This window comes from Pseudomonas sp. GW458-11-26-14-LB4, assembly GCF_059423925.1.
Genome location: NZ_JBWKYU010000006.1, coordinates 59,780 through 85,997, shown reverse-complemented (window position 1 = coordinate 85,997; position 26,218 = coordinate 59,780). Strand labels below are relative to the sequence as shown.

General features: G+C 61.9%; 22 protein-coding genes. 10 read left to right on the top strand and 12 right to left on the bottom strand.

Translation table 11 applies throughout. From position 1 onward, the window contains the following. Positions 1 to 34: 34 nt before the first annotated feature. The 7 genes from AC07XZ_RS09940 to AC07XZ_RS09910 form a co-directional block, all read right to left on the bottom strand. The gene (locus AC07XZ_RS09940) at positions 35 to 1,162 is read right to left on the bottom strand and encodes an AGE family epimerase/isomerase (RefSeq protein WP_102688380.1); all 1,128 of its coding nucleotides are present in this window, start codon (positions 1,160 to 1,162) and stop codon (positions 35 to 37) included. A gap of 100 nt (positions 1,163 to 1,262) precedes the next feature. Then, entirely contained in the window at positions 1,263 to 1,835 is a 573-nt protein-coding gene (locus AC07XZ_RS09935; protein WP_102688379.1) for a HupE/UreJ family protein, read from the bottom strand. A 27-nt stretch (positions 1,836 to 1,862) separates the two neighbouring features. After that, a complete protein-coding gene (gene ureG / locus AC07XZ_RS09930) occupies positions 1,863 to 2,477 on the bottom strand; it encodes an urease accessory protein UreG (protein ID WP_007950645.1) in 615 nt (204 codons plus the stop codon). Positions 2,478 to 2,499: 22 nt separating this feature from the next. Continuing rightward, complete coding sequence (locus AC07XZ_RS09925) at positions 2,500 to 3,174, bottom strand: urease accessory protein UreF (RefSeq protein ID WP_011332213.1); 675 nt, start codon at positions 3,172 to 3,174, stop codon at positions 2,500 to 2,502. Next, positions 3,171 to 3,671 carry an urease accessory protein UreE gene (gene ureE / locus AC07XZ_RS09920; RefSeq protein ID WP_102688378.1) on the bottom strand — a complete coding sequence of 167 codons (501 nt, stop codon included), beginning with the start codon at positions 3,669 to 3,671 and terminating at the stop codon, positions 3,171 to 3,173. Before ureE ends, AC07XZ_RS09925 begins: the two co-directional genes overlap by 4 nt. 204 nt (positions 3,672 to 3,875) lie before the next feature. Then, positions 3,876 to 4,508 carry a TetR family transcriptional regulator gene (locus AC07XZ_RS09915; RefSeq protein WP_007950628.1) on the bottom strand — a complete coding sequence of 211 codons (633 nt, stop codon included), beginning with the start codon at positions 4,506 to 4,508 and terminating at the stop codon, positions 3,876 to 3,878. Positions 4,509 to 4,682: 174 nt separating this feature from the next. Then, a complete protein-coding gene (locus AC07XZ_RS09910) occupies positions 4,683 to 5,189 on the bottom strand; it encodes a hypothetical protein (protein ID WP_102688377.1) in 507 nt (168 codons plus the stop codon). Positions 5,190 to 5,571: 382 nt separating this feature from the next. On the opposite strand from AC07XZ_RS09910, the gene AC07XZ_RS09905 reads away from it, so the two are divergent. Further along, positions 5,572 to 7,647 (top strand): AsmA family protein, encoded by a 2,076-nt coding sequence (locus AC07XZ_RS09905; protein ID WP_102688376.1) that lies wholly within the window; start codon positions 5,572 to 5,574, stop codon positions 7,645 to 7,647. Between the two features lie 156 nt (positions 7,648 to 7,803). On the opposite strand, the gene AC07XZ_RS09900 is transcribed toward AC07XZ_RS09905, so the two are convergent. Beyond that, positions 7,804 to 8,334 (bottom strand): ferritin-like domain-containing protein, encoded by a 531-nt coding sequence (locus AC07XZ_RS09900; protein WP_011332217.1) that lies wholly within the window; start codon positions 8,332 to 8,334, stop codon positions 7,804 to 7,806. Between the two features lie 98 nt (positions 8,335 to 8,432). Then, the gene (locus AC07XZ_RS09895; protein WP_102688375.1) at positions 8,433 to 9,335 is read right to left on the bottom strand and encodes a LysR substrate-binding domain-containing protein; all 903 of its coding nucleotides are present in this window, start codon (positions 9,333 to 9,335) and stop codon (positions 8,433 to 8,435) included. 119 nt (positions 9,336 to 9,454) lie between these two features. On the opposite strand from AC07XZ_RS09895, the gene AC07XZ_RS09890 reads away from it, so the two are divergent. The 3 genes from AC07XZ_RS09890 to AC07XZ_RS09880 all read left to right on the top strand — a co-directional run bounded on the left by AC07XZ_RS09890 (position 9,455) and on the right by AC07XZ_RS09880 (position 11,381). Then, positions 9,455 to 10,093, top strand: a complete 639-nt coding sequence (locus AC07XZ_RS09890; protein WP_085746529.1) for an FMN-dependent NADH-azoreductase — start codon at positions 9,455 to 9,457, stop codon at positions 10,091 to 10,093. After that, the gene (locus tag AC07XZ_RS09885) at positions 10,094 to 10,399 is read left to right on the top strand and encodes a DMT family transporter (RefSeq protein WP_011332220.1); all 306 of its coding nucleotides are present in this window, start codon (positions 10,094 to 10,096) and stop codon (positions 10,397 to 10,399) included. 91 nt (positions 10,400 to 10,490) lie between these two features. Further along, positions 10,491 to 11,381: an esterase/lipase family protein gene (locus AC07XZ_RS09880; RefSeq protein WP_102688374.1), complete on the top strand. Its 891-nt coding sequence runs from the start codon at positions 10,491 to 10,493 to the stop codon at positions 11,379 to 11,381. On the opposite strand, the gene AC07XZ_RS09875 is transcribed toward AC07XZ_RS09880, so the two are convergent. Next, positions 11,378 to 12,271, bottom strand: coding sequence for a DMT family transporter (locus tag AC07XZ_RS09875; protein ID WP_102688373.1), 894 nt, complete (start codon positions 12,269 to 12,271; stop codon positions 11,378 to 11,380). The genes AC07XZ_RS09880 and AC07XZ_RS09875 overlap by 4 nt on opposite strands. Before the next feature lie 98 nt (positions 12,272 to 12,369). Here AC07XZ_RS09875 and AC07XZ_RS09870 point away from each other — a divergent pair, with 98 nt between their 5' ends. The 3 genes from AC07XZ_RS09870 (at position 12,370) to AC07XZ_RS09860 (ending at position 14,894) form a co-directional block, all read left to right on the top strand. Continuing rightward, entirely contained in the window at positions 12,370 to 13,164 is a 795-nt protein-coding gene (locus AC07XZ_RS09870) for an AraC family transcriptional regulator (RefSeq protein WP_102688372.1), read from the top strand. Positions 13,165 to 13,227: 63 nt separating this feature from the next. After that, on the top strand, positions 13,228 to 13,533 hold the full coding sequence (locus tag AC07XZ_RS09865) for a PsiF family protein (protein ID WP_085746533.1): 306 nt from the start codon (positions 13,228 to 13,230) through the stop codon (positions 13,531 to 13,533). A 347-nt stretch (positions 13,534 to 13,880) separates the two neighbouring features. After that, positions 13,881 to 14,894, top strand: a complete 1,014-nt coding sequence (locus tag AC07XZ_RS09860) for an AI-2E family transporter (RefSeq protein ID WP_007950612.1) — start codon at positions 13,881 to 13,883, stop codon at positions 14,892 to 14,894. Positions 14,895 to 15,002: 108 nt separating this feature from the next. Here AC07XZ_RS09860 and AC07XZ_RS09855 read toward each other — a convergent pair whose 3' ends face one another. Continuing rightward, the gene (locus tag AC07XZ_RS09855; protein ID WP_102688371.1) at positions 15,003 to 16,271 is read right to left on the bottom strand and encodes an Hsp70 family protein; all 1,269 of its coding nucleotides are present in this window, start codon (positions 16,269 to 16,271) and stop codon (positions 15,003 to 15,005) included. Between the two features lie 293 nt (positions 16,272 to 16,564). Between AC07XZ_RS09855 and AC07XZ_RS09850 the strand changes: the two genes are divergently transcribed. Continuing rightward, positions 16,565 to 17,518: a DnaJ C-terminal domain-containing protein gene (locus AC07XZ_RS09850; protein WP_102688381.1), complete on the top strand. Its 954-nt coding sequence runs from the start codon at positions 16,565 to 16,567 to the stop codon at positions 17,516 to 17,518. A 23-nt stretch (positions 17,519 to 17,541) separates the two neighbouring features. Beyond that, positions 17,542 to 17,847 carry a chaperone modulator CbpM gene (locus tag AC07XZ_RS09845; protein ID WP_085746536.1) on the top strand — a complete coding sequence of 102 codons (306 nt, stop codon included), beginning with the start codon at positions 17,542 to 17,544 and terminating at the stop codon, positions 17,845 to 17,847. A gap of 4 nt (positions 17,848 to 17,851) precedes the next feature. Here AC07XZ_RS09845 and AC07XZ_RS09840 read toward each other — a convergent pair whose 3' ends face one another. Next, positions 17,852 to 18,979: a sensor histidine kinase gene (locus tag AC07XZ_RS09840; RefSeq protein WP_085746537.1), complete on the bottom strand. Its 1,128-nt coding sequence runs from the start codon at positions 18,977 to 18,979 to the stop codon at positions 17,852 to 17,854. A 178-nt stretch (positions 18,980 to 19,157) separates the two neighbouring features. Here AC07XZ_RS09840 and AC07XZ_RS09835 point away from each other — a divergent pair, with 178 nt between their 5' ends. Beyond that, positions 19,158 to 26,210 carry an NEL-type E3 ubiquitin ligase domain-containing protein gene (locus AC07XZ_RS09835; RefSeq protein WP_158247736.1) on the top strand — a complete coding sequence of 2,351 codons (7,053 nt, stop codon included), beginning with the start codon at positions 19,158 to 19,160 and terminating at the stop codon, positions 26,208 to 26,210. Positions 26,211 to 26,218 lie beyond the last annotated feature (8 nt).

The following is a 26,218-nucleotide window of genomic DNA, read 5'->3' as shown; positions in this document are numbered from 1 at the left end:
GGGGGGGGGGGAGTCGCCTCCCTCGCCACGGCTGTCAGCTCAGATAGTCGGCGAGGCCGCGGTAGCAGGTCGCCAAGTGATACGGCGTGGTCGACGGCATGTCCTTGCGGCTGACCTCGCCCTGATCGTCACGGCATTCGTGCCAGCCGCCGGCATGCAGGAAGCGCTGTTGCAGCGCCTGCAACTGGCGCAGCACCGCACTTTCACTGCCCGGACGCAAGGTCAGGGCGCGCAGGTATTCGGCCTGGGCCCAGATGCGCTGGGTCGAATCCTTCCCGTGTCCTTGCGGATCGAGCATGGCCAGCACCGCACCGGTGTCGGCTTCTACGCCCTGTTGTTCGGTGAAGGCAAACGCGCGATCCAGTGCCGCGTGCAGTTTCGATCCGCGCAACAGCGGTGAAGACTCCAGCAGGAAATACCATTCGAACTGATGCCCCGGTTCAAACCAGTTATCCACAGCCCCCAGCGGCTTTTCCATCAACACGCCTTGTTGCGGTTCGATGAAGCACCTGTGCATGGCTGTGCATAACTCGCTCAGCGCCTGCCGGGTCTGGGGATCTTCGCGCACGGCCAACGTGGCCAGGAAGGCTTCGGCCAGGTGCATCAGCGGGTTTTGCAACGGGCCGGTTTCCAGCGTGACCCAGTCGCGGTCGAGGCAGGCTTCGTAGAGGCCGTCACCGGTGGCGAAACGTCGGCCGATGACTTCCAGCGCGGCATTCAGGGTCGATTCGACCAAGGGCTCGCGGGACTTTTCCCAGTAATGCGCGCAGGCAAACAGGATGAAGGCGTGGGTGTAGAGATCCTTGCGCTTATCCAGCGGTTTGCCCTGCGGATCGATGCTGTAGAACCAGCCGCCGTGCTCGGCATCGTGGAAGTGCCGTTGCAGGGAACGGAACAACGCAGCCGCGCGGACTTCGGCGTTATCCACAACCCCGATCAGGCTTGAGAACAAGTACAGCTGCCGTGCGCAGGCCATCGCCCGGTAGCGCTGTGGTGGCAGCGGCTGATGTGCAGCGTCCAGCGCCTCATAAGGCAACGCCATGTCGGCGTTCCAGCCCGGCCCTTGCCAGAGGGGCACGATCACGTCGAGAAAGTGCTGTTGCACTTCACCGAACAGGGCGGTCAGTTCAGGCAGGGAGGTGGAGCGGGAGGCGTGGGGCATGGGCGGACGTCGTCACGGCAGGGGCGATTGCGCGACATGGTAGCAGAGAGTGGCGATCGATCGTTCCCGCGCCATACGCGGGAACGATCAGAGGTACAATTCAGCCGGCCAGCAACCACGCGCCCGTCACCGCCGAAGCGGCGCCGGCCAGTCGCACCAGCGGCGCGGCCGCCTGAGGCAGAAAACGCACGACCGCATAACCCGCCGCATGCAGCGCAGCCGTTGCGACCACGAAACCGGCGGCATACGCCCAAGGGCTCGACATGTCCGGCAACTCGAGGCCGTGGGCCACGCCGTGGAACAGCGCAAACAGCGCCGTCGCCGCCACTGCCATTACCAGCGGCGGACGCACCGCCAGCGCCACCGCCAGACCCATCGCCAGCACCGAGGCGGCAATCCCGCTTTCCAGCGCCGGCAGCTCCAGCCCTTCAAAGCCGAGCAGACCGCCGATCAGCATGGTGCCGACAAAGGTGCACGGCAGCGCCCAGCGTGCGGCGCCTTGCTGCTGCGCCGCCCACAGACCGACGGCCACCATCGCCAGCAAATGGTCGAGACCGCCGATCGGGTGGCTGATGCCGGCCACCAGGCCAGAGTCGCCGTGGCCAGGGTGGGCGAAGGCCAGGGCCGGAGTCAGCAGCAGCGCGACGGCGCCGAGAATGCGTTTGAGTGTCATGGATAAGCTTCCTTGTTGATCAGTGAATCAGGCTGCAGTCAGCAGGCCCTGGCGTTCGATGAAGGCAATGATGTCTTCCAGGCCCTGACCGGTTTTCTGGTTGCTGAACACGAACGGCTTGCCGTTGCGCATGCGTTGGGTGTCGCTGTTCATCATCTCCAGCGAGGCGCCGACCAGCGGCGCGAGGTCGATCTTGTTGATTACCAGCAGGTCGGATTTGCAAATGCCGGGCCCGCCCTTGCGCGGCAGCTTGTCGCCGGCGGAAACGTCGATCACGTAGATGGTCAGGTCGGACAGTTCCGGGCTGAAGGTCGCGGAAAGATTGTCGCCACCGGACTCCACCAGAATCAGGTCCAGCCCCGGAAAACGCCGGTTCAGTTGATCCACCGCTTCGAGGTTGATCGAAGCGTCTTCGCGGATCGCGGTGTGCGGGCAGCCGCCGGTTTCCACGCCGATGATGCGTTCTGGCGCCAGCGCTTCGTTGCGCACCAGAAAGTCGGCGTCTTCGCGGGTGTAGATGTCGTTGGTGACTACGGCCAGGTTGTAGCGTTCGCGCAGCGCCAGGCACAGGGCCAGGGTCAACGCGGTTTTCCCGGAACCGACCGGGCCGCCGATGCCGACGCGCAGGGGTTGTGTGTTCATGTGATTCTCCAGATAAAAGGCCCTAGGAACGGAACAGGCGGCTGTACTGGCGCTCATGGGCCATGCACGCCAGGGACAGACCGAACGCGGCGCTGCCGAGGTGTTCGGGATTGATTCGGGTGGCGTCCTGCTGGGCCTGTTGCAGCAGCGGCAGCAGTTCGCTGGTCAGGCGCTGAGCGGCTTGCTGGCCCAGCGGCAAGGTTTTCATCAGCACCGCGAGCTGGTTTTCCAGCCAGCTCCACAGCCACGCGGCGAGGGCGTCCTGCGGGCTGATCTGCCAGGCGCGCGCGGCCAGAGCCCAGCACAGGGCCAAGTGCGGCTCGGCGCAATGTTCGAGAAAATCCCGCGCTGGCTGATCGAGTTCGGGCAGGCCGTTGAGCAATTGCTGCAACGAGTAGCCCATCTGCCGGCTCTCCAGATGCAGCTCGCGGGTTTCGCGGCTGGCGCGGTGGCTTTCGCAGAGCTTGCGCAATTCATCCCAGTGTTCGTCCGCGGCGGCCTGGCAATGGGCGAGCAGCAGGGGCGCTTCAAACCGCGCGAGGTTGAGCAGCAATTGATCGCTGATCCAGCGGCGGGCGCTGTCCGGGCTGTCGACACGGCCGTTATCCACAGCCATTTCCAGGCCCTGGGAATAGCTGTAGCCGCCAATCGGCAATTGCGGACTGGCCAGGCGCAGCAGCGCCCAGGCCGGGTTCACAAACGGACGCCGAACTGATGGAGTTTCGGCGCGTAGTTGAAGTCTTCGTCACCGTGCCGCGAATGATGATGGCCGCCACCGTAGGCGCCGTGTTCCGGCTGGAACGGGGCTTCGATCGATTCGACCTGCGCGCCGAGTTGTTCAAGCATCGCCTTGAGCACGTAATCGTCGAGCAGCCGCAACCAGCCGTCACCGACTTGCAGCGCGACGTGGCGATTGCCCAAGTGATAGGCCGCGCGGGTCAGTTCAAAGGCGTTGGCGCAGGTGACGTGCAGCAATTGTTCAGGGCGGGCACAGACCCGGACGATCCGGCCATCTTCGGCTTGCAGGCACTCGCCGTCATACAGCGGCGGTTGACCGCGCTCCAGAAACAGTCCGACGTCCTCGCCTTCGGCACTGAAACAGCGCAAGCGGCTTTTGCTCCTGGCTTCAAAGGTCAGGTGCAACTCGGCGGCCCAGACGGGGTGGGGCTCGATTCTGCGATGAATCACCAGCATCGGAAAGCTTCCAGCAATGGACAATGCTCAGGCTAGAGCAAGGGGCTTGCCAATCGGACGAAGCGTAGGAAAACCCTGTCGGAGCCTAGTGGATGTTTCAAGATGTTGCAGGATTGTGGGGTGTTTTGGTGCATGAAGTTTTTTTCATGCACCAATTTGCAGCGCAAAAAAAATCGCAGCTCCAGGCTGCGATTTTTTGCTTTCTCACTCGGTACTGCCGAGCCCTTGCCAGTGCTTCAACCCGATAAAGATGAAGCGCAACTGCTGGGTGATCTTCGCCTGGGGCGTCAGATGCTCGGGCAGGGCTTCGGCGGGCGGGTCGATGATGTCCGGCAGGGTGGCGAACACCGATTTGACAATCAGGTCGGCCATTACGCTCAGGCCTTCGCGATTGAGGTGCTGGAGCTTGGGCATCAAGGCCAGGTCCGCCGCCAGGTCGGAGCTGATGTCCTCCCGCAAACGGCCAATGGCCTGACGCACCGGCAACGATCCGCCGTACTGCTCGCGGGCCAGAAACAGGAATTGCGAACGGTTGGCGCTGACCACGTCGAGGAAAATCCGCACCGACGCATCGATGATGCCGCCCATGACGAATTCGTTGTGGCGTACCAGGCGGATGGTTTCGCGGAAGGTCTGGCCGACTTCGCTGACCAGTACCAGGCCGAGTTCGTCCATGTCGGCGAAATGCCGGTAGAAACCGGTGGGCACGATGCCGGCGGTTTTCGTCACTTCACGCAGGCTCAGGCTGCCGAATCCTCGGCCGCTTTCCATCAAGTGGCGGGCAGCGTCCATCAGGGCGTTGCGGGTCTGTTGTTTCTGTTCGGCGCGGGGCAGCATCGCAAGGGTGTGTTCTTAGGCAAGACAAGCGCCGCACTCTAGCAAATCGGCTTTGTCGGCGTCGAACGGCAGCGGGGGAGATGGAGCAGGGAAATCGCGACTTCTTTATACAGGCTGCTGAAAAGTCAAAAGCCCAATCCGGGGATTGGGCTTTTTTTCCAGGCCGCCATGGGCTTAGCTCAAAGCGCTGTTGCGTTCGATCACACGGTCACCACCACCTTCGGCCAGCGTTTGACCTTGTGGGGTGCGATCGGAACCGTCGGCTGCCAGGGTTTGGCCCTGTGGAGTGCGATCGGAACCGTCAGATGCCAGGGTTTGGCCTTGTGGGGTGCGTTCAGAACCGTCAGATGCCAGGGTTTGACCTTGTGGAGTGCGGTCCGAACCGTCTTGAACCAGACCTTTCTGTTCCAGACGATCACGGCCGCCTTCAGCTACGGTTTGACCTTGTGGGGTTTTGTCATAGCCATCTTGAACCAGGCCTTTTTCTTCCAGGCGGTTACGACCGTTTTCAGCCAGGGTCTGGCCTTGTGGAGTGCGGTCCGAGCCATCAGCGGCAACAGTCTGGCTGAACACCGAGTGGCTGGTTTTGACTTGCGGAGTCGCTTGATCGGCAGCTGGCAGGGCGAAAGCGGTGCTGGCCAGCATCGAGAGGGTAAGACTGAACAGAAGTTGGCGTTTCATGATGGGTTGCTCCTTGGGAGGGCGATAAAGTGGGTACGAGGGCAATGCTACTCTCGATAAGTCGATATAAAAGTTCATAAACACAATGGTAATAATCAACAGAATTGATTGTTCCATTGGGAGGCTCTAGATCGGGCGTTTCAGGCAGGCGGTTTTGCACTGCGGTGGGTATTTTCCACCCACTCGCGCCCCGCAAAAGTGCGGGTCCGGTAACGCCAATTCGACCGATCGGTCAGAATGGCGACCGTTTTTTCCCCTCGCTGGGGCTTTGGATTAAACCTGCGGGCTGTTTGTCAGTCACAGATTTCATGAGGGCCATCACGGCCCGTCGTTTCAGCTGCGTCGTGCCAATGGATGCAGTCGTCTTCAGGAGCTTTGTGCAATGACGCGCACGCGTAAAATCTTCGCCTGGACCTTCGCCACCCTCGTGCTGTTACTGGCAGTGCTGGTATTGATCATCGTGTTCTTCGACTGGAACCGCATCAAACCGCCGCTCAACGCCAAAGTCTCGGAAGAACTGCATCGACCGTTCGCCATCAACGGCAACCTGTCGGTGGTCTGGCGGCGTGAGCTCGACGAGGGCGGCTGGCGCGCCTGGGTGCCGTGGCCGCATGTGGTTGCCGAAGACCTGACGCTGGGCAATCCCGACTGGTCGAAGCAACCGCAGATGGTCACCCTCAAACGGGTCGAGCTGCGCATTTCGCCACTGGCCTTGCTGGCGCAACGGGTCGCGATCCCGCGCATCGACCTGACCGAACCCAACGCGCAACTGCAGCGTTTGGCCGACGGCCGCGCCAACTGGACCTTCAAGTTCGATCCCAAGGACCCGAATGCCGAGCCCTCGAACTGGGTGGTCGACATCGGCGCCATCGGCTTCGACAAGGGCCACGTCACCCTGGATGACCAGACCCTCAAGACCAACCTCGACCTGCTGATCGATCCGCTGGGCAAGCCGATTCCGTTCAGCGACATCGTCGGCGACAAAGCCGCGAAAACCGCACAGGACAAAGGTGGCGCACCGCAGGATTACGCCTTCGGCCTGAAAGTCACCGGCCAGTATCACGGCCAGAAACTCGCCGGCCAGGGCAAGATCGGTGGCTTGCTGGCTCTGCAGGACGCGAGCAAACCGTTCCCGTTGCAGGCCCAGGCGAAGATCGGCGATACCAGCGTCGAACTCGCCGGCACCCTGACCGATCCGCTGAACCTCGGCGCCCTCGATCTGCGCCTGAAACTGGCCGGCGCCAGCCTCGGCAACCTGTATCCGCTGACCGGCGTAACCCTGCCGGACACCCCGCCTTATGCCACCGACGGCCATTTGATCGCCAAGCTGCATGAGCCGGGCGGCGCGCAGTTCCGCTACGAACAGTTCAACGGCAAGATCGGCAGCAGCGACATCCATGGCGATCTGGCTTACGTCGCCAGCCAGCCACGGCCCAAGCTGAGTGGCGCGCTGCTGTCCAATCAATTGCTGTTCGCCGACCTCGCGCCGCTGATCGGTGCCGACTCCAATGCCAAGCAGAAGGCCCGTGGCGGCGAGAGCAAGCAGCCGGCGGACAAGGTGCTGCCGGTGGAAGAGTTCAAGACCGAGCGCTGGCGCGACATGGATGCCGACGTCGAATTCACCGGCAAGCGCATCGTCCACAGCGAAGAACTGCCGTTCACCGACCTCTATACCCACCTCAAACTCAACGACGGCGAGCTGAGTCTGGAGCCGCTGCGCTTCGGCGTGGCCGGTGGCAACCTCGATGCGCAGATTCGCCTCAACGGTCGCACCGAACCGCTGGAAGGCCGGGCTAAATTGACTGCGCGCAAGTTCAAGCTCAAACAGCTGTTCCCGACCTTCGAACCGATGAAGACCAGTTTCGGCGAGCTCAACGGTGATGCCGATATCGCCGGTCGCGGCAACTCGGTGGCCAAACTGCTGGGCGGTGCCAACGGCAACCTGAAGATGCTGATCAACGACGGCGCGATCAGTCGCGAGTTGATGGAGCTGGCCGGGCTCAACGTCGGCAACTACGTGGTCGGCAAGATCTTTGGCGACAAGGAAGTGAAGATCAACTGCGCGGCGGCGGACTTCGACATCAAGACTGGCCTGGCGAACACGCGGCTGTTTGTGTTCGATACCGAGAACGCAATCATCTACATCGACGGCACGGCGAACATGGCTACCGAGCAACTGGACCTGACGGTGACGCCGGAGTCCAAGGGCTGGCGTTTGATTTCCCTGCGTTCGCCGTTGTACGTGCGTGGCAAGTTCATCAAGCCGGATGCCGGGGTGAAAGCGGTGCCGCTGATGTTGCGCGGGGCGGGGATGGTGGCCTTGGGCGTGATCGCTGCGCCGGCGGCAGGGTTGCTGGCGCTGGTGGCGCCGAGTGGTGGCGAGCCGAATCAGTGCGCGCCGTTGCTGGAGCAGATGAAGGCGGGCAAGGCGCCGGTGACCGTCAAACCCACCAAGTAATTGCTGCAACCCGATCGTTCCCACGTCGAGGCGTCGAACCGTCTGCGTGGGAACGCCGCCATGGACGCTCTGCGTCCGCTCTTGGGACGCGGAGCGTCCCGGGATGCATTCCCACGCGGAGCGTGGGAACGATCAGTCAGCGGGGTTAGCGGGAGATTAGAGGTCTTTCAGGATATCGGCCATGTCATCCGCATGCTCTTCTTCCTGAGCCAGGATGTCTTCGAAGATCCGGCGCGTGGTCGGATCCTTTTCGCCGATGTACTGGATGATCTCGCGGTAGCTGTCGATGGCGATCCGCTCGGCCACCAGGTCTTCGTAAACCATTTCCTTCAAGGTGTTGCCGGCCACGTATTGCGCGTGGGACATCTTCGACAGCAGGTCAGGGTTGAACTCGGGCTCGCCGCCCAGTTGCACGATGCGCTCGGCCAGACGGTCGGCGTGTTCGGCTTCCTGAGTGGCGTGCTCGAGAAACTCGTCGGCGGCGACGTTGGCTTTCAAGCCGTTGGCCATGAAGTAGTGGCGCTTGTAGCGCAAGACGCAGACCAGTTCGGTGGCCAGCGATTCGTTGAGCAGGCGCAGCACTTCTTCACGGTTGGCGCTGTAGCTTTCGGTCACTGCGCCGTTTTCCACGTGCTGGCGTGCGCGCTCGCGCAGGGTTTGAACATCAGACAATTGCAGGTCACTCATTTCAGTCTCCTGGAGGCTAATCCGATTGGCGTCACGTTCTGCTGACGTGATCGTTACCTGGTTGTGAGTGATGAACGCGGCAAAAAGTTTTGTCGGATTCAGCGCGGGGCATGCCCGGAGAGCTGCGCCTCTTCGCGCAGCCAGGCAAAAAACGCCTTTACCGGCGGATGCCGCTCGCGGCCCGGTACACAAAGCGCGCTGTAACCGGCGCCGTCGACCTGCACTTCGCCCTTGTACGGCACCAGCAGACCGCTGGCGACGCTCTCCGACACCAGAATATTGCTCGCCAGCACCAGCCCCTGTCCGGCAATGGCTGCTTGCAGCGCGTAGTGCTCTTCGTCGTATTCGCGGACGGCCGGTTGCTGATTGAGCCAGTTCTCGCCTGACTGCGCGCACCAGGCTTCCCAGCCGTGGGCGTAGAGCTTTGAGTTGTGCCAGCGCACGCTGATCAGCGCCGGGGTGCGGCGGGCGGCCAGCGCCACCTGTTCCGGCGAGCCGTACACGCCGAACGATTCATCGAACAGGCACAGCCCATAGAGGTTCGGGTAATCGTCGAGGCTGTAGCGCAGCACCAGATCGACGCTGGCGTCCTGATGCAGGTCGATCACTTCGCAATGGGTGTCCAGCCGCACATTGATGTTCGGATGTTTTGCGTAAAACCGCCCCAGTCGTGGTACCAGCCACAGCGCGGCGAACGCGGCGGTGGTCGACAGCGTCAGGCTGCTGCCGCTGCGTTGCGGGCGCAGGGTGTCGACGCTTTGCGCCACCTCCAGAAATGCGCCGTGCAAACTGCGAAACAGCCGCTCGCCACCCTCGGTCAGGCGCACCTGACGCGGCAGGCGTTCGAACAGCGCCACGCCGAGCCAGTCCTCCAGCGAGCGGATCTGATGGGAGATCGCCGTCGGCGTCACCGCCAGTTCTTCGGCGGCCGCCTTGAAGCTCAACAGGCGTGAAGCGGATTCGAACGCGCGCAGGGCGGTCAGGGGCAAGGCAGCGAACATGAAAGCTCCACGGATGAAATAAATTCATCCCGACTGATTTTTGCTCATTTGAGGCGATGACGTGGGTGCTGCAATCTGGCGCCACACCGTCACTCAAGTCTAGTCCCAAGGAGATTCAGATGAGCAAGATTCTTGTGATCCATGCCAGCCCTCGCGGTGAGCGTTCCCATTCGCGGCGTCTGGCAGAAACCTTTCTCAGTGCCTGGCAAGTCCGTCATCCACAGGCTCAGGTCACTCGCCGTGAAGTCGGCCGGGCGTTGATTCCGGCGGTGAACGAGGCGTTTGTCGCGGCGGCGTTTTATCCGGATCCCGAGGCTCGGCCGCTGACGATGCAGGCCGATCTGGCGCTCAGCGATCAACTGGTGGGCGAGTTGTTCGATCACGACCTGCTGCTGATTTCCACGCCGATGTACAACTTCAACGTGCCCAGCGGCCTCAAGGCCTGGGTCGATCAGATCGTGCGGTTGGGTCTGACGTTCGACCATACGCTGGACAATGGCATCGCCCAATACACGCCGCTGCTGCACGGCAAAAAGGCGCTGATCGTCACCAGTCGCGGCGGTTTCGGTTTCGGCCCGGGCGGCGAACTGGAAGCGCTTAACCACGCCGATCCATGGCTGCGCACGGCATTGGGTTTTATCGGCATCAACGACGTCACGGTGGTCGCGGCCGAGGGCGAGGAATCCGCCGAGCGTACCTTCGCGGTGTCGGTGGCCGAGGCCGAGCAGCGCTTGCTCGACCTCGCCCGGGAGCTCTAGGTGGCCTGGCTGTTTCTGCTGATCGCAGCGGGGTTCGAGGTCACCTTCGCCATGGGCATGAAGTACGCCGAGGGTTTCACCCGGCTCTGGCCGTCGCTGATTACCGTGGTCGCGGCGGTGGGCGGGGTGTACTTCCTGACCTTGGCGATGCGCGAGTTGCCGGTGAGCATCGCTTATCCGATCTGGACGGCCATCGGCTCGCTCGGCACGGTGTTTCTCGGTTTCGCCCTGCTGGGCGAGAGCCTGACGCTGGTGAAGCTGCTGTCGGTGGGGCTGATTGTGGCGGGGGTGGTGGGGCTGAAGTAGGCTGGTCGTGGAGTTGTCATCATCGAGGCGGATGTTTGGCGGGCGTTTTGCACGTCCTGCATCCACTCACCGACCACAAGGATGTTTGCCCATGTCGCAAGATTCGGCCACACGTTATCCACTGGTGCTGGTGCCGGGAATGCTCGGTTTCATCCGTCTGGTGCTGTACCCGTACTGGTACGGAATCATCAAGGCGTTGCGCCGGGGTGGTGCAACGGTGATTGCGGTGCAGGTGTCGCCGCTCAATTCCACCGAGGTGCGCGGCGAGCAGTTGCTGACGCGCATCGATGAAATCCTTCGTGAGACCGGCGCGGCCAAGGTCAATCTGTTCGGCCATAGCCAGGGTTCGCTGACGGCACGTTACGCGGCGGCCAAGCGACCGGATCTGGTGGCGTCGGTGACGTCGGTTGCCGGGCCCAATCACGGTTCGGAACTGGCCGACTATCTGGCGAAACACTATCCGGCGGACAGCGCCAAGGGCCGAATCCTCGAGGCGCTGTTGCGTTTTGTCGGCTGGCTGATGGCGCTGCTGGAGACCGGCTACCACGGGCCGAAACTGCCGGTGGATATCCACGCCTCGCACCATTCCCTGACCACCGAAGGCGTGGCGCTGTTCAACCAGCGTTATCCACAGGGCCTGCCGCAAACCTGGGGTGGGCACGGGCCGGAAGAGGTCAACGGCGTGCGGTATTACTCGTGGTCCGGCACCTTGCAGCCGGGCAAGACCGATCGCGGTGGCAACCTGTTCGATGGCACCAACCGCAGCTGTCGGTTGTTCGCCAAAACCTTCGTGCGCGAGCCGGGGCAGTGCGATGGCATGGTCGGACGCTACAGCTCGCACCTGGGCACCGTCATCGGCGATGACTACCCGATGGATCACTTCGACATCGTCAACCAGTCGCTGGGTCTGGTTGGCAAAGGCGCGGATCCGGTGCGGCTGTTCGTCGAGCATGCGGCGCGGTTGAAAGCCGCCGGGGTCTAGGCGGCGCTCGGGGTGCGGGAGCGACCGAGGGCGGTGGTCCAGCGCTCGGAAAGAATCACCCCGCCCAGCGTCAGCAAGCCACCGACCAGGTGATACATCGCCAGTTGTTCCTTCAGTACCACTGCGGCAATCAGCGCGGTGATCAGCGGCAGCAGGTTGAAGAACAGCGTGGTCCGGCTCGGGCCCAGACGCTGCACGGCCTGCATCCACGCCAGCGGCGCAAGCATCGAGGCCAGCAGGCACGCGTACAGCACCAGCGGAATGTTCTGCAGGGTCAGGCCGGTTTTCGGTGAAGTCGCGTACAGCGGAAACAACACCACCACCGCCACCAGTACCTGCAAATACAGCAACACCAGCGGCGGCAGGCGCAGCTGCCATTTTTTCAGCAGGGTGCTGTAGATCGCGTAGGCGAGGGTGGCAATCAACATCATCGCGTCACCCAGGTTCACCCCGTGTTGCAGCAGTGCGCCGAGGCTGCCGGAGGACACCACCACCAATACACCCGCGAATGAAAGTACGGCTCCGACCAGTGCGCCGGCGGTCAGGCGCTGGCCGAGGCTGATGATCGCCATGGCCAGCGACATCAATGGCATCAACGACAGGATGATGCCCATGTTGGTGGCGCTGGTCATGGTCGCAGCGAAGTAGGCCAGGCTCTGATAGACCGCCATGCCGAGCACGCCGAGGATGAAAATCTTGCCCAGATTCGGGCGGATCTGCGGCCAGTGCGCGATCACCTTTTTCAGCATGAACGGCGTGAACAGCAGACCGGCGAGCAGCCAGCGGTAGAAGCCGATCTCGGCGGGAAAGATCGCACCGACCGCAAGCTTGTTGATCACGGTGTTGCCGGCCCAGATGAAAATCGCCAGCAGGGGAAACGCGTATTGCATGGGAGGAGAAACCAGTACGTTGATGAACGGTGATTATCCCTTGTCTGGATGCAGGCCTATACTGCGAACCGGACAACCCGCCTCTGATTCCGGACAGCATGAACAGTAAACACATCGATCTGCTGGATTTCAGCGAACTGCCGTCGGCGGTGTATTTCCGCTATGCCGACTTCAACGCCCACGAATACGCCGCGCCGCACCGCCATCCGTGGGGCACGCTGGAGTACGCGGCCCACGGCGTGCTGCACATGGATGTCGACGGCAGCCGCTTCATGTCGCCGCCGCAATACGCGGTGTGGGTGCCGCCGCAGGTCGAGCACAGTTTCTACAGTCATCAGCCGGTCAATTATCGGGCGGTGTGCCTGGCGCCGGATGTCTGTTGCGACTTGCCGGCGCAGGCCTGCACTCTGGCGATCAGCGACATTCTCAAGGCGATCCTCAAGGACTTCGCCGCCCGTGATGTGAAGATCCCGGCGTTCGAAGCCGACCAGCGCCTGGCCCAGGTGCTGGTGGATCAATTGCGCCAGGCGCCGGTTCACCAATGCTATCTGCCCTACGCCAGCAGCCCCGGATTGCTGACCATCCTCGAAACCCTGCAGGCCGAGCCCGGCAACAACGAGCCGCTGGCGCACTGGGCGGCGCAGGTGCATGTCAGCGAGCGCACTCTGGCCCGGCAATTCGTGCGGGAATTGGGGATGAGTTTTGGCGAATGGCGCCAGCGGCTGCGCTATCTCGCGGCCATTGAGGCGCTGGAGTCGGCGCGCAGCGTGCAGGAAATCGCTTTTGATCTCGGCTACAGCAGCGGCTCGGCCTTCATCGCCATGTTTGCCCGGCAGGCCGGATGTACCCCCGAACAATACCGGCGCAGCCACCTTGAAGGCAGGAAGGTGTAACAAGCTTTGACTACACTCAGCCGGAGGCCGCCTCCATCGAGGCGGCGCCAAGGAGAAAACTCCATGAAGATGCTGCGTGTCCCTTTGTTGATGATCGGTCTGCTGCTGTGCTCCCAGGGTTTCGCCGCCACGGCGCAACAGAACAAAATGACCACCTGCAACGCCGACGCCACGGCCAAGAGCCTGAAGGGCGACGAGCGCAAAGCCTTCATGAGCACCTGCCTCAAGGCAACCCCGGCAGCAAACGACGCCAAGGCCCTGACCCCGCAGCAACAGAAAATGAAAACCTGCAACGCCGATGCGGCCACCAAGGCGCTGACGGGTGATGCGCGCAAGACCTTCATGAGTGATTGCCTGAAGAAAAAATAAAGCGGGTTTGAGTGGTGACTGGCAGATGTGTCCGGCTTGGGATCCAGGCCCTCACCCTAACCCTCTCCCAGAAGGAGAGGGGACTGACCGCGTTGTTTCCAGGCATTCTTCGACCTGAAACATCCGGTCGATTATGGATTCGATACAGAGCTTTCAGGTCGCCGGATCACCCGAGCATCCCGCAATCAGTGCCCTCTCCCTACGGGCGGTCCGACGTTTCGGGAGGGCTAGGGTGAGGGGTGGTTCTCAAGCCGAGCCCCAAACCTACAAACACCGCATATCCCTAGTGCTCCCCAAGGATCGCTGGCAGACTGCCAATCCTTTTACGCCGTTCGTTTTGAGGCTGTATGCCAACGTTTTCTGAGCGTCATGTAGTGTTCTGGGTCAGTTGCATCATCATTTTCGGCGGTCTGTTGCTGGTGTTGCCATTGCGTTTGCTGCCCAGTCTGCTCGCCGGGCTGCTGGTATTCGAACTGGTCAACATGCTCACCCCGCAACTGCAACGGCTGATCGAAGGTCGGCGTGCGCGCTGGCTGGCGGTGGCGTTGCTGGGCACGCTGGTGGTGAGTGTGCTGGCGTTGATCTTTGCCGGGGCCATCAGTTTCCTGTTGCACGAGGCGGAAAACCCCGGCGCTTCCCTCGATAAATTCATGGGCGTGGTCGACCGCGCGCGCGGGCAACTGCCGCCGTTTCTCGACAGCTACCTGCCGGCCAGTGCCGCCGAGTTCCGGGTGGCCATCGGTGAATGGGCGAGCAAGCATTTGTCCGACCTGCAACTGGTGGGCAAGGACGCGGCGCACATGTTCGTGACGCTGCTGATCGGCATGGTGCTGGGCGCGATCATCGCCTTGCAGCGGGTGCCGGACGTCACCAAGCGTAAACCGCTGGCGGCTGCACTGTTCGACCGTCTGCACTTGCTGGTTCAGGCGTTTCGCAACATCGTCTTCGCGCAGATCAAGATTTCCCTGCTCAACACCTTCTTCACCGGGATCTTCCTGGCGGTGATCCTGCCGATGTTCGGGATCAAGCTGCCGCTGACCAAGACCCTGATCGTGCTGACCTTCCTGCTCGGTCTGCTGCCGGTGATCGGCAATCTGATGTCGAACACGCTGATCACCATCGTCGGCCTGTCGCTGTCGATCTGGGTGGCGATTGCGGCGCTGGGCTATCTGATCTTTATCCACAAGCTCGAATACTTTCTCAACGCGCGCATCGTCGGCGGGCAGATCAGTGCCAAGTCCTGGGAGTTGCTGCTGGCAATGCTGGTGTTCGAGGCCGCGTTCGGCTTGCCGGGGGTAGTGGCGGGGCCGATTTATTACGCGTATCTGAAGAGTGAGCTGAAGCTGGGCGGGATGGTTTAAAAGCAGCTGCGAGTTTTGAGCTGCAAGCCGCAAGAAAAAGGCAAGAGCGGTGGTCGCTCTTGCCTTTGCTTTTACTTGTAGCTTGAAGCTTGCAACTTGAGGCTGGCGTTAAACGCCGTAGCGTTTCATGGCTTCAATCGCCAGGCCGCTACCGATACTGCCAAAGATATTCCCTTCCACATGCCGCGCGTTCGGCAGCATCGCCGAGACGCTGTTGCGCAGAGCCGGAATACCGCTCGAACCGCCAGTGAAGAACACCGTATCAACCTGACCCACCGCCACGTTGGCGTCTGCCAGCAACTGGGTGACGCTGCCGCGCACGCGCTCCAGCTGCGACTCGATCGCCGACTCGAACAACGCCCGGGTCAGTTCCACGCTCAGGCCCGGCTCGATGCGATCCAGCGGCACATGGCGGCTGTCGTTGTGGGTCAGCTGAATCTTGGTTTCTTCCACTTCCATCGCCAGCCAATGCCCGGCGCGCTGTTCGATCAGCTTGAACAGACGGTCGATGCCGCCGGTGTCTTCGATGTCGTAGCGCATGCTGCCCAGGGCCAGGGTCGATTTCTGCAAGTACACCGAGTTGATGGTATGCCAGGTCGCCAGGTTCATGTGGTGACTGGTCGGCATGAACGCGCCGCTTTTCATGCGGCTGCCGTAGCCGAACAGCGGCATCAGGCCTTGCAGGCTCAATTGTTTGTCGAAGTCGGTCCCGCCGATGTGCACGCCGCCGGTGGCGAGGATGTCGTCGTGACGGTTATCCACACCACGACGCTCGGGCGACAGGCGCACCAGCGAGAAGTCTGACGTACCGCCGCCGATGTCGACGATCAGCACCAGTTCTTCCTTTTCGATGGTCGACTCGTAGTCGAAGGCTGCGGCAATCGGCTCGTACTGGAACGACACGTCCTTGAAACCGAGTTTGCGCGCCACTTCCACCAGGGTGTCTTCGGCTTCCTGGTCGGCCAGCGGATCGTCGTCGACGAAGAACACCGGGCGGCCCAGTACAACCTGCTCGAACTCCCGACCGGCGGCAGTTTCCGCGCGGCTCTTGAGCTGGCCGATGAACAGCCCGAGCAGGTCCTTGAACGGCATCGCGGTGCCGAGGACGCTGGTGTCGTGCTTGATCAGCTTGGAACCGAGCAGGCTCTTGAGCGAGCGCATCAGCCGGCCTTCATAGCCTTCCAGGTACTCGTGCAGCGCCAGACGGCCGTAAACCGGGCGGCGCTCTTCGATGTTGAAAAAGACCACCGACGGCAGGGTGATCTTGTCGTCTTCCAGCGCGATCATCGTTTCCATGCCGGGGCGCAGCCAGCCGACGGTGGAGTTGGACGTGCCGAAGTCGATGCCGCAGGCACGGGCTGGAGAGGCGTCTTTCATGGTCTTTCGGTTCCGGTCAAAAAAACGGCCGCGCAGTGTATGTCAGTGCGCGACAGATTCGAAGGCCGGTCATCTGCTATTTCACGACTAAGCTTGCTTGAAACTCGGCGCTTTGCCCCAAACTTGCTGGCATGGGCCGGCAGACATACCGGCGGTCGCAAGAACCGCCGTCCACTGCCGATAAACTTCTGCTGCGCCACCCGGTCACAAACTTGAGATCGGTCAACCCGGCACGCGCGAATAGGCGCATGCTGGGATCGGCGCGAAATCGATAACGGATGGTGATTCCTTCGATGGACTTCAAAGACTATTACAAGATACTCGGCGTGGAGCCGACGGCTGACGACAAGGCAATCAAGGCTGCCTATCGCAAGCTGGCGCGCAAATACCACCCCGATGTCAGCAAGGAAAAGGACGCCGAGGCCAAGTTCAAGGACGCCTCGGAAGCCTATGAAGCGCTGAAAAGTGCCGACAAACGCGCTGAATACGATGACCTGCGCCGTTACGGCCAGCACGGTCAGCCGTTCCAGGGCCCGCCGGGCTGGCAGAGCCGTGGCGGCTTTGGCAACAGTGGCGGTCAGGACACCGGTGACTTTTCGGACTTCTTCAGTTCGATCTTCGGCAATCGCGGCCCCGGTTTCGGTGGCGGCGCTGGCCGGCAATCCCGCAGCGCCGGACGGCGAGGGCAAGACGTGGAACTGGAACTGCCGATCTTTCTGGAAGAGACGCTTTCGAACGAATCGAAAAAGATCAGCTTTCAGGTGCCGCAATACAACGGTTCGGGCCAGCACGTCAGCAACACCAGCAAGAGCCTGAACGTGAAGATCCCGGCCGGCGTGGCCGACGGCGAGCGCATCCGCCTCAAGGGTCAGGGCGCACCGGGCATTGGTGGCGGCGCCAATGGTGATCTGTACCTGACCATCCGTTTCGCGCCGCACCCGAAATTCGACGTCGAAGGCGAAAACCTGATCATCACCTTGCCGCTTGCTCCCTGGGAGCTGGCGCTGGGCGCCGAAGTGGCCGTGCCGACCCTGACCGGCAAGATCAACCTCAAGGTCCCGGCCGGCAGCCAGAATGGCCAGCGCATGCGAGCCAAGGGCCACGGCCTGCAGAACAAGGCTGGCGAGCGCGGTTATCTGTTCGTCCAGCTCAAGGCCGTGATGCCCAAAGCCAACGGCGATGACGTCAAGGCGCTGTGGCAGGAACTGGCGAAGAAGGCCGCCTTCAATCCGCGAGAGAACTTCTGATACTGACGACGGAGTAGCCCATCATGAGCAGCCCCCTGATCGTTCAACTGGACATGGCAGAATTCTGTGAGGCGGCCGACCTGTCGGACGTCTACGTGATCGAAATCGTCGAGCACGGCATCCTCGAACCTCAGGGCACGCAGCCCCGGGAATGGCGCTTCACCGACTACGAACTGGCCCTGGCCAAACGCGCCGCCAAGCTGCGGCGCGACCTTGACCTGGAATGGGAAGGCGTCGCCCTGGCGCTGGACCTGCTGGAAGAAGTGCAGGAGTTGCGATCCGAGAACCGCATGCTCCGTCAGCGTCTGGCGCGGCTGGTGGTCGAGTAGCGCTTCAAACCTGTCTGGGCAGCGTCACGCTGAACAGCGTTCCGTCGGCTTCGCTTGAACTGACTTCGATCGTCCCGCCGTGGGCGGTCACCACTTCCTTGATGATGAACAGGCCCAGACCGAGGCTGGTCGACGGCTGGCCGAGTTCTTCGTCGGCACTGCGCACCAATGGATCGAAAATCGTACCGATGGCTTCTGCGGGAATGGGGTTGCCGCAGTTGTGCACGGTCAGAAGCACGTGCCCGGCTTCTCCCTTCAACGTCACGATCACTTCGCGCGGATCAGACCCATGCTGCAAGGCATTGCCGATCAGATTCTGCAGCAGTTGATCGATCCGTCCGGCATCCCAGTTGCCACGGGTGTCACCCTCGGTTTTCAGTGTCGGATCACTTTCCGGATTGCCGGCGCAGGCTTCGGCGATGGCGGCGCGCGCCGCGTCGGCCAGGTCCATCGGTGCCGGTTCGATCGGCAGGCTCTTGCCCAGGCGGCTGCGCACCAGTTCCAGCAGGTCGCTGACCATCGCCGCCATATGCCGCGCACCCTGTCTGATGTTCAGCGCGCAGGTCAGCGCATCGCCTTCCAGCGCCGTTTTGCGCATCAGCAACTCGGTGGACATGCTGACCGCTTGCAACGGTGCGCGCAGGTCATGGCCGAGGATGGCGAGAAAGATATCCCGTGAATGAGCAACCTGTTCGGCGTAAGCGGCCGTCGATTCGGCCAGGGCTTCATCAACGGCTTCGTTGAAACGGATCATGTCCTGGAAGTACGCGATGTCCGGTGATTCCAGACTGTTGACCCAGAGGCGGATCACACAGGCACGCAAATGACGGAATTCGGACGTCATCTGCACCAGGTCGAAACCCACTGTATGGCGCAACTCTCCGTGGCTGGCACCGGCCTCGTCCAGGCTCGGGGTTTTCTCCGGGCCTTCGCCTTTGGCTTTGGCAATCTGCTCGCTGGCGGTCTGTGCGGTGTCCATGTCGCGGGCGGCGGCCAGCAGAATCTCTCTGGCATGATCGCGCAGCGCCGTTCTGTCCATGGTCTCGGCCGCCGGGGTGATGGTCCTGGCGAACTGTTCCCACTCCTCGACGATGTGATCCGCGTGTTGCCGGATAAATTCGGATAAACGCATGTCCGGGTTCCTGGAAATTCAAGTCGGGGCGTTCGAATATTAGCCCCTTTGGGCGGGAATGAAAGTGCCGCTCGGGCCTGAAATCTCCGCTGACAAGACGCCGTGCCGCGATACCTATGTACCGCCGCCGTTGAGTCTCGCCATGGTCTGCTTTCGCTCCATTTCAAGGAGTGAAACCATGCCCGAAATCCCTGTCTCCCTCTCTTCAACCGATAACGTTACCTCCTCGCCGGGGCCGCTCGCGACGCAAAGTCTGCACGCCGATTTCCTGCACAAGGCCAGCCCGGACTGGTTGGTCAACGCACCGGTTCGACAGCAGGACGCGCTGAAAAATGCCATTGCCGCCACACCGGACTGGTACAGGCGCGCGTCGCGCGATCAACGCAAAGCCGTGGGCGATGCCGTGACCGCCAGCCTCGCCGCCCAGACCCGCCTGGACAACGTCATGTCAACCTTCCAGGACATCGACAGCTTCGCCGCGCCGTTGTTGACCAGGGCCCTCAAGGACCGCTTCAACGTGACGCTGGATGTCAGCAAGACCTGGCTGGTGCTGAATAAACCGGTGGAGATGGGCATCTTCGCCATCGACATCGATTACTTTGAGGTATTGAAACTGCCTCTGCTACAGGCGGCGCTGCACAACTTCGAAGCCCGCGAATGCAAAAGCGGGGCTTTTCATGAAACATCGGGATTTCGCAGTGAAAGCCTGGAACCCGGCACCCTTGCGCCGTTGAGCACTTCCCTGACGGTCGAGCAGTTCACCGGCCTGTGCCGCTCGCTGGATATCGGGGCGAAATACCAGGCTTACCTCAAGGATTTCCTGCACCCCAGGGACGCGGTGGCCGAGCACGTGCTGCGCGATAAATTCATCGACGCCCATAAAACCGCATTGCGTGCGGCTGCCGAACTGGCATTGGTCAAAGGTGATATCGGGCGTGAAGACTACGCCTCGATTCGTTCAATCCTCGACGGTGAGCTGGCACCGGTTCAGGGCGATCGGCAGATATGGTTTCGCGATCTGAGCCTGATGGGCCGGCGCATGACTGGCTGCGTCATGTTCACGATCTGTGAGAAGTACCGTTACAGCGACGATTCGATTCTGTATATCCCGGGCGATCCCTATCACCCGCTCAAGCGCTACAGGGGCGGGGAGATGGCCGCGATGTTCAAGCGGCGGTTCACCGCACCCGATGCTACTCAGGCTCATCCAGCGGAACCCAACGGCTACCAACGGTTTTTCAGCCAGTTCGTCGCGTATGCCGACCGCTCGCGTTACTTCGGCCAGTTCACTGACGACCCGCCGAACCGTACGCTCGCCCAAAGGCTGGCGCCCTATGAAGCGCTGCTCAATGAGTTTTACAAAGCGGTCAATCCATTCAACGCCGCCCTGACCGGTATTCACGAACTGCCGCCTGCGCCGTCGATCGAGCAGGTGCCGAACACCGATCCCTATCTGAACCCGGTCGGCCTGCCGCGCAAAGGCCATGGCATCTGGGCGCAGAACGTTGACTTGTGGGATTACCTTTATCACCGGCATCGCGACCGGATGATGGACGATGCCCGCAGCCATGCAGTGCCGACGGCGGATGTCGATGCCAAAGTGCGTTCGGAAAAATTCGCCGGATTGTTGAACATCGGCATGCTGGTGCTGATGGGCGTCTCGATGTTCGTGCCGGTTTTGGGTGAAGTGATGATGGTGGTGATGGCCGGGCAACTGCTCGAAGAAACCCTTGAAGGCGCCATCGAGTGGAGCGAGGGTGATCGCAAGGCCGCCAAGGCGCATCTGATCGATGTCGCGCAGAACCTGGCGTTGATTGCCTTGATGGCGGGTGCCGGCAAAGGGCTCGCCCGGCTGACCGCCGCCCGATCGACACCGGTCATCGAGAACCTGCATCAGGTGGAAATGCCCGACGGCACGGCCCGCTTGTGGAAGCCTGATCTGAGTGGCTACGAGAGTCCGGTCACACTGGACGCGAACGTTGGACCGAATGCGCTGGGGCAGTACGAGTCGGGAGGAAAAATCTGCATCCGCTTTGACGGCAAGACTTACCAGCAGACTTACGACGAGTCGCTCAAAGCCTGGCGCATCCAGCATCCGAGCGATTCGCAGGCCTATCAGCCGCCCCTGACGCATAACGGCGCCGGTGCATGGCGGCATACCCTGGAACGCCCGCAGGACTGGGACCGGTTGACGTTGTTGCGGCGTATCGGCCACAGCACTGACCCGTTTGCTGACGAGCAATTATTGACGATGGCCGATGTGGCCGGCGTCAGCGACAACGCCTTGCGCAAGATGCACCTGGACAACGCCTTGCCGCCGCCGGAACTGGCCGATGCCATGCAACTGTTCAACGCCGAGCGCGATGCTGGATCGATCGTCGAACAGGCAGCAGGAACACGGGTGGTCGACAGTCGCTTCATGCATCTGATGCCGCTGCTTCCCGACATGCCGCGCTGGCCGTTCGGGCGCAGGCTGCAGATTTACGACAGCCCTGATCTCTCGGGACGTGCACTCGGTTACGGGACGAAGCGCGGCGGCAAGGTGCCGATCCGGATCAGCCGGGCCGAGGTGCTGAACGGTGAGCTACCGACCCGGGTACTCGCGGCACTGGATGAGGCGGAGACGGTGCGTCTGTTGGGTGGCGAGCCCGCGCGCGTTCGCGCATCAAGGGCCCAGGAGTTCTCCAGGCAGATTGCCGACTACGCCAGCGCGCACCAGCCTGCGTTGTTCGACAGTCTTCTCAAGGCAACCGAGCCAGTCGAGCCCCGGGCGGCAAAGCTGCAACGAGTCGTCCCCGGGCTGACCGGGCGGGCCGCAACAGCTGCGTTGGGCGAGGCCAACGCCGAGGAACTGGCCCGATTGGACGGCACTGCGAAGGTCCCTTCGCATTTGCAGGAGCTCGGTCGCTGGTATGGCCAGCAAGGACGCCTTACCCGGGCGCTGGCCGGGTTGCGCAGTGAGACCATGGCCTCGCCCGACAGCCGTCATCTCGCGTTGCAGACATTGGGTCGGCTGCCGGGCTGGTCGGATGACGTGCGTCTGGAACTCCGCGAAGGCAGTATCAGCGGCCCGCTGCTGGATGCCATCGGCAGCGAAACGGCCTCTGCGCACAAGTATCTGGTCAAGTACGCCGATGCCTTTCAAGCCGCCAACGAGCGTGGCGAGCCGCTCAATGGCATTCCCCACAGGGGGGATAACTTTTTCAGCTCGTTGATGCATGCCTTGCCCGATCCGGCACGGCAGGCGCTGGGGCTGCCGCATGTCGGACAGAGCGTCGAGCTGCAAGGTGCGATCGCTGAACGAGCGCTTGCCGAGCGCAGTCAGTCGGCCTGGCTTCTGCGTGCAGGCGCCGCAGAAAAACCATGGTTCAAGCCGCCGCAGCGTATTGCCTCCCGACTGCTTGGCTATCGCGCGAGTGGCGATGGGCCGGGGCCGGATCCGTCGTTGACCGGTCACGTCCAGAATGTCTACCCGGATCTTACTGATGTTCAGGCACGCGGTTTCATCCTTGAACAATGGCGTCTGGGCAAGAATGACCAGCAGATCTTTCATTTGCTCAATAATCGATTGAGCGAGTGGCGGAGTCTGGAAACAACGCTCGATCAATGGTTGATGTCGCAGAATTTGCGTTTGCGCGCTTCCCGGGACGAGTTCGTCAGTGTGGTGCAAAACATCAAGGACTGTTGGCGCAACGCACCGTTGGCCGGACACGATCCGCAAGCGGCCCGCCTGACGCTGATCAGTGACGCGTCGCTGCCTTCGTTGGCGGCGGACTTTTCCCATGTGCGCGAACTGATGTTGCGCGTTCCGGTCGTGGGCGACACGCTTGCGGCATTTCCCAATGTCGAAAAACTGACATTGACCGCCAGTGTTGCGGAGTTCGACAAAGTGCTCGCGACGTTGAGGACGCTGCGGCACATGACCCGCCTGAAACTCTCCACACCGATTACCGGGCAAGTGGCGACACGGCTTCGGGAACTGAACCGGCTTGAAGAGCTGGAGCTGCACTGTTCCTCTGGAGGCATGAACCCGGTGGTGCCCATGACGCTCGACGTCGGCGGCATGCGCCAATTGCGCAGGCTCGAAATCGGCAGCCCGCAAATGCACCAATGGCCGCGCGGTGTTCTGGACTTGCCACGACTGGAACGCCTGAATTTGCGATCAACCGCGATCAATAGCCTGCCGATGGAAATCTATGAAGGCCATCAGCGGCTGTTGTCCGGCCTGTCGTTGGACTGGTCGAAATTCCCGCGTCGGGTGTTCAAGCCGATCTACGAATTTATCCGCAGCCAGCCCCGGCATTTGATCGATCTGGACGAAATGGTCGCGGATTACTGCCGCGGTGAGCTCAAGCGTTTTGTCGGCATGGAGCCAAGCCTTTTCGATGTCCTGAGTACGGGGTTCAAGGCGCAATGGCCAGACATCGGCAGCCGCTTCGCCGCGATCGAAACCCTGAGCGAGCAGTTCAGCGAACTCAACCGGCTTCAGGAGTGGGTCGGTTCCGAGCCGACGGTCCTCAACGGCGGTGCAGTACGTTCGGCAGTGGCCGAGGCGCTGAAGACCAGCTGGCGCAGCGGGTTGTTCCAGCGTTATGGCGCGCGCACCGAGAGCCTGTTTTACAACCTGTATGTCAGCCTGCCCAATGATGCCTCGGTGCTGGATATTCTCGGCTCGCCGGTGGACAGTCTGCCGGCCCTGTCGCCTGAGGGGTTCGCTCATGTCAGAAGTCTGAATCTGGCCGGGTTGCAGGCCCCGGTCGAACAGTTGCGCGGTTTTATCCGCACGTTTCGCGGGGTCGATAACCTCGACCTGAGCCATTGTGGCTTGACCGAACTGCCGCTGGACTCAAGCGATCTGCCGGCACTCGAAACCCTGAACCTGCATGACAACCCGCTGAACAGCATCGATGTGCGCGGGATGAATCGCCTGATGGCACTGGACCTTAGCGCGACGACCCTGCGCGAATGGCCGGTCGGTGCGGAGTCTCTGCCGGAGCTGACCTGGCTGGATCTCAGCGACAGTCAGTTGACCGCGCTGCCGGAGGCGTTGCTGGCGCGTGATGCGTTGTTGCTTGATACCAGCCTGGTTGGCACACCGCTTACCGAGCAGGCCAAAGTGTCGCTGGGCAGTGCGCGCCAGCGCATCGAAGAGGCCAGAGGTCTGATGCCTGGATCGCTTCAGCGCTTTGCCCTGGAAGAACCGCGCCATCGCACGCCGCCTGCGGAAAGCGGCTCGGTGATCGCCCGGCGGTTGCTGCCGCTGCCTCCGCTCACGGCAATGGGCGAGGGGGCGACCGGGTGGGCTGCTCGCGTCCGGCGTTTGCGTCCGCAGTACGACAGCGCGCAGGCGCAGCAGGCGATAGTACGGATGCAGGGCGCCGGGCTGACCGAGGTGCAGATCGGTGCGCGAATCGACGCATGGGAGCAGACATTCGAGTCGCTGACCCGGCGTCTGAACGATTGGCTGTTCACCCATGAAACCCGCGGCATGGATTGGGTCGTGTCATCGCGCACCCGCCAACTTGCGGCGCAGCGGATCATCGAATGCTGGCGTGAAGGTACGATTGACTGGAATGGCGTGACTGATCGAGAGCTGAACCTCGACGGTCTGCAAGTCGGCAATCTGCCTGAACTGTCAGAGGCGTTTCCTGCGGTGAGCACCCTGAATCTCGCGGGGGTCAAGCTTTCCACCGATGGCTCCAGTGCTTTCCTCAGGGCATTCACGCAGGTGCGAAAGCTCAACCTCAGCGGCAACCACTTGCCGGCAATCCCTGAGCCTGTCGGGCAAATGCGTCAGCTGGAACGACTGGAACTGTCACTCACCGGCCTCGCGGATTCCGCAGCGCTGGATCAAGCGCTCGAGGGGCTGTCGCAGTTGCAGTGGCTGGACCTGAGCCATAACGGCCTGCGCACATTCAGCGTCACTCGTCTCGAGCGACTGGAACGGCTGGACCTGCGTGACAACCTGCTCACGGCATGGCCGGAAGGCGCGCTGCAAGCGCCCCGTCTGCGAGTGATCGACCTGAGCAACAACGAGATCTCGTCGATTCCTGTCGAGTTGTACGACCGCGACCATGCCATGTTGCTCGCCGGCAGCAATCTGTCGGAGAACTACGAGATATCGCAGCAAAGCCTGATGCGCCTGCGTGAGTACGCCGATGCCCATGGGCGTCGCGATGTGTTGGGTATGACGTATGCCGATATCGACCGGATGATCGATGACATGGAAAGTACGACCGAAAGCGACGACGAAGGCGCGGGTACAGAGAGTGATGCAGAACCGGATGAAGTGGTCCCGACACTCGCTGAAAGCATCCTCGAACAACAAGCTGCGCCCTGGATTGAAAACATCCCGCAAGAGGACGCCGCACGATATCGGGCCATGTGGCAGCGGTTGGCTGCCGAGCCTGACAACGGGGCGTTCTTCCATCTGCTTTCACGGATGCCGGACACCGAAGAGTTCCGGGTGTTTCGCGCCGACCTGACCCGGCGCGTGTGGGAAGTTGTCGAGGCGGCGGATGGCAGTCAGGAGCTGCGCGACACGCTGTTTTCGATGGCGACCACCCACACGACCTGTGTTGATGGCCGCACCCTGGCGCTCAGTGAAATCGAGGTCAAGGTCTTCGAGTACAACGCCTTGCGACACTTGCAGCCCGGCCTCGCGGCGAAGGGGCGCGCCTTGCTCGACTTGTCGCGGCAGCTGTTCCGCCTGGGCGAGGTGGAAAAACTGGCCGCACGCAGCATGGGCCGTCACGCCGATCCGGCGGAAGTGCGACTGCAATACCGGATCGGTCTGACTTCAGGCTGGGAGGACGGTCTGCAACTGCCGGGGCAACCCAGCCACATGCGATTTGCCCGGCCGATCAGGGGCGAGGAGCTGGCGACCGCGCGTGACGCCGTCGTGAAGGCGGAAAAAGGCGAGCGGTTCTATGAAGAACTGATCAGCCGCGATTACTGGGTGCAGTACCTGACCGAGAAGTACCCGGATGAACTCGGTGCGCTCAAGCGCAGCGCGGATGAAAAGCTGCAACGACTTGAGGACGAATATGAGGGCGTGACCAGCACGGCATACCAGGAGGCGGTTCAGGCGCTCGAGATCGAGCGTGGTATCGAGCGCAATCAGCAACTGATTGCCCTGTCGCGCCTGGAAACCGGCGAACCGGTGACGGTTGGGCTCGACGATGAGCAGCCTGGCACTTCAGGTTATCTGATGGACACCTCAACCCGCTGAGGCGCTGT

Bases quoted from the DNA above. Each gene is read 5' to 3' on its own strand.
- AC07XZ_RS09910 (WP_102688377.1), bottom strand. From the start codon at position 5,189: ATGAAACGCCAACTTCTGTTCAGTCTTACCCTCTCGATGCTGGCCAGC.
- AC07XZ_RS09880 (WP_102688374.1), top strand. From the start codon at position 10,491: ATGTCGCAAGATTCGGCCACACGTTATCCACTGGTGCTGGTGCCGGGA.
- ureG (WP_007950645.1), bottom strand. From the start codon at position 2,477: ATGAACACACAACCCCTGCGCGTCGGCATCGGCGGCCCGGTCGGTTCC.
- AC07XZ_RS09870 (WP_102688372.1), top strand. From the start codon at position 12,370: ATGAACAGTAAACACATCGATCTGCTGGATTTCAGCGAACTGCCGTCG.
- AC07XZ_RS09850 (WP_102688381.1), top strand. From the start codon at position 16,565: ATGGACTTCAAAGACTATTACAAGATACTCGGCGTGGAGCCGACGGCT.
- AC07XZ_RS09860 (WP_007950612.1), top strand. From the start codon at position 13,881: ATGCCAACGTTTTCTGAGCGTCATGTAGTGTTCTGGGTCAGTTGCATC.
- AC07XZ_RS09865 (WP_085746533.1), top strand. From the start codon at position 13,228: ATGAAGATGCTGCGTGTCCCTTTGTTGATGATCGGTCTGCTGCTGTGC.
- AC07XZ_RS09915 (WP_007950628.1), bottom strand. From the start codon at position 4,508: ATGCTGCCCCGCGCCGAACAGAAACAACAGACCCGCAACGCCCTGATG.
- AC07XZ_RS09845 (WP_085746536.1), top strand. From the start codon at position 17,542: ATGAGCAGCCCCCTGATCGTTCAACTGGACATGGCAGAATTCTGTGAG.
- AC07XZ_RS09835 (WP_158247736.1), top strand. From the start codon at position 19,158: ATGCCCGAAATCCCTGTCTCCCTCTCTTCAACCGATAACGTTACCTCC.
- AC07XZ_RS09890 (WP_085746529.1), top strand. From the start codon at position 9,455: ATGAGCAAGATTCTTGTGATCCATGCCAGCCCTCGCGGTGAGCGTTCC.
- ureE (WP_102688378.1), bottom strand. From the start codon at position 3,671: ATGCTGGTGATTCATCGCAGAATCGAGCCCCACCCCGTCTGGGCCGCC.
- AC07XZ_RS09855 (WP_102688371.1), bottom strand. From the start codon at position 16,271: ATGAAAGACGCCTCTCCAGCCCGTGCCTGCGGCATCGACTTCGGCACG.
- AC07XZ_RS09940 (WP_102688380.1), bottom strand. From the start codon at position 1,162: ATGCCCCACGCCTCCCGCTCCACCTCCCTGCCTGAACTGACCGCCCTG.
- AC07XZ_RS09875 (WP_102688373.1), bottom strand. From the start codon at position 12,271: ATGCAATACGCGTTTCCCCTGCTGGCGATTTTCATCTGGGCCGGCAAC.
- AC07XZ_RS09895 (WP_102688375.1), bottom strand. From the start codon at position 9,335: ATGTTCGCTGCCTTGCCCCTGACCGCCCTGCGCGCGTTCGAATCCGCT.
- AC07XZ_RS09900 (WP_011332217.1), bottom strand. From the start codon at position 8,334: ATGAGTGACCTGCAATTGTCTGATGTTCAAACCCTGCGCGAGCGCGCA.
- AC07XZ_RS09935 (WP_102688379.1), bottom strand. From the start codon at position 1,835: ATGACACTCAAACGCATTCTCGGCGCCGTCGCGCTGCTGCTGACTCCG.
- AC07XZ_RS09905 (WP_102688376.1), top strand. From the start codon at position 5,572: ATGACGCGCACGCGTAAAATCTTCGCCTGGACCTTCGCCACCCTCGTG.
- AC07XZ_RS09840 (WP_085746537.1), bottom strand. From the start codon at position 18,979: ATGCGTTTATCCGAATTTATCCGGCAACACGCGGATCACATCGTCGAG.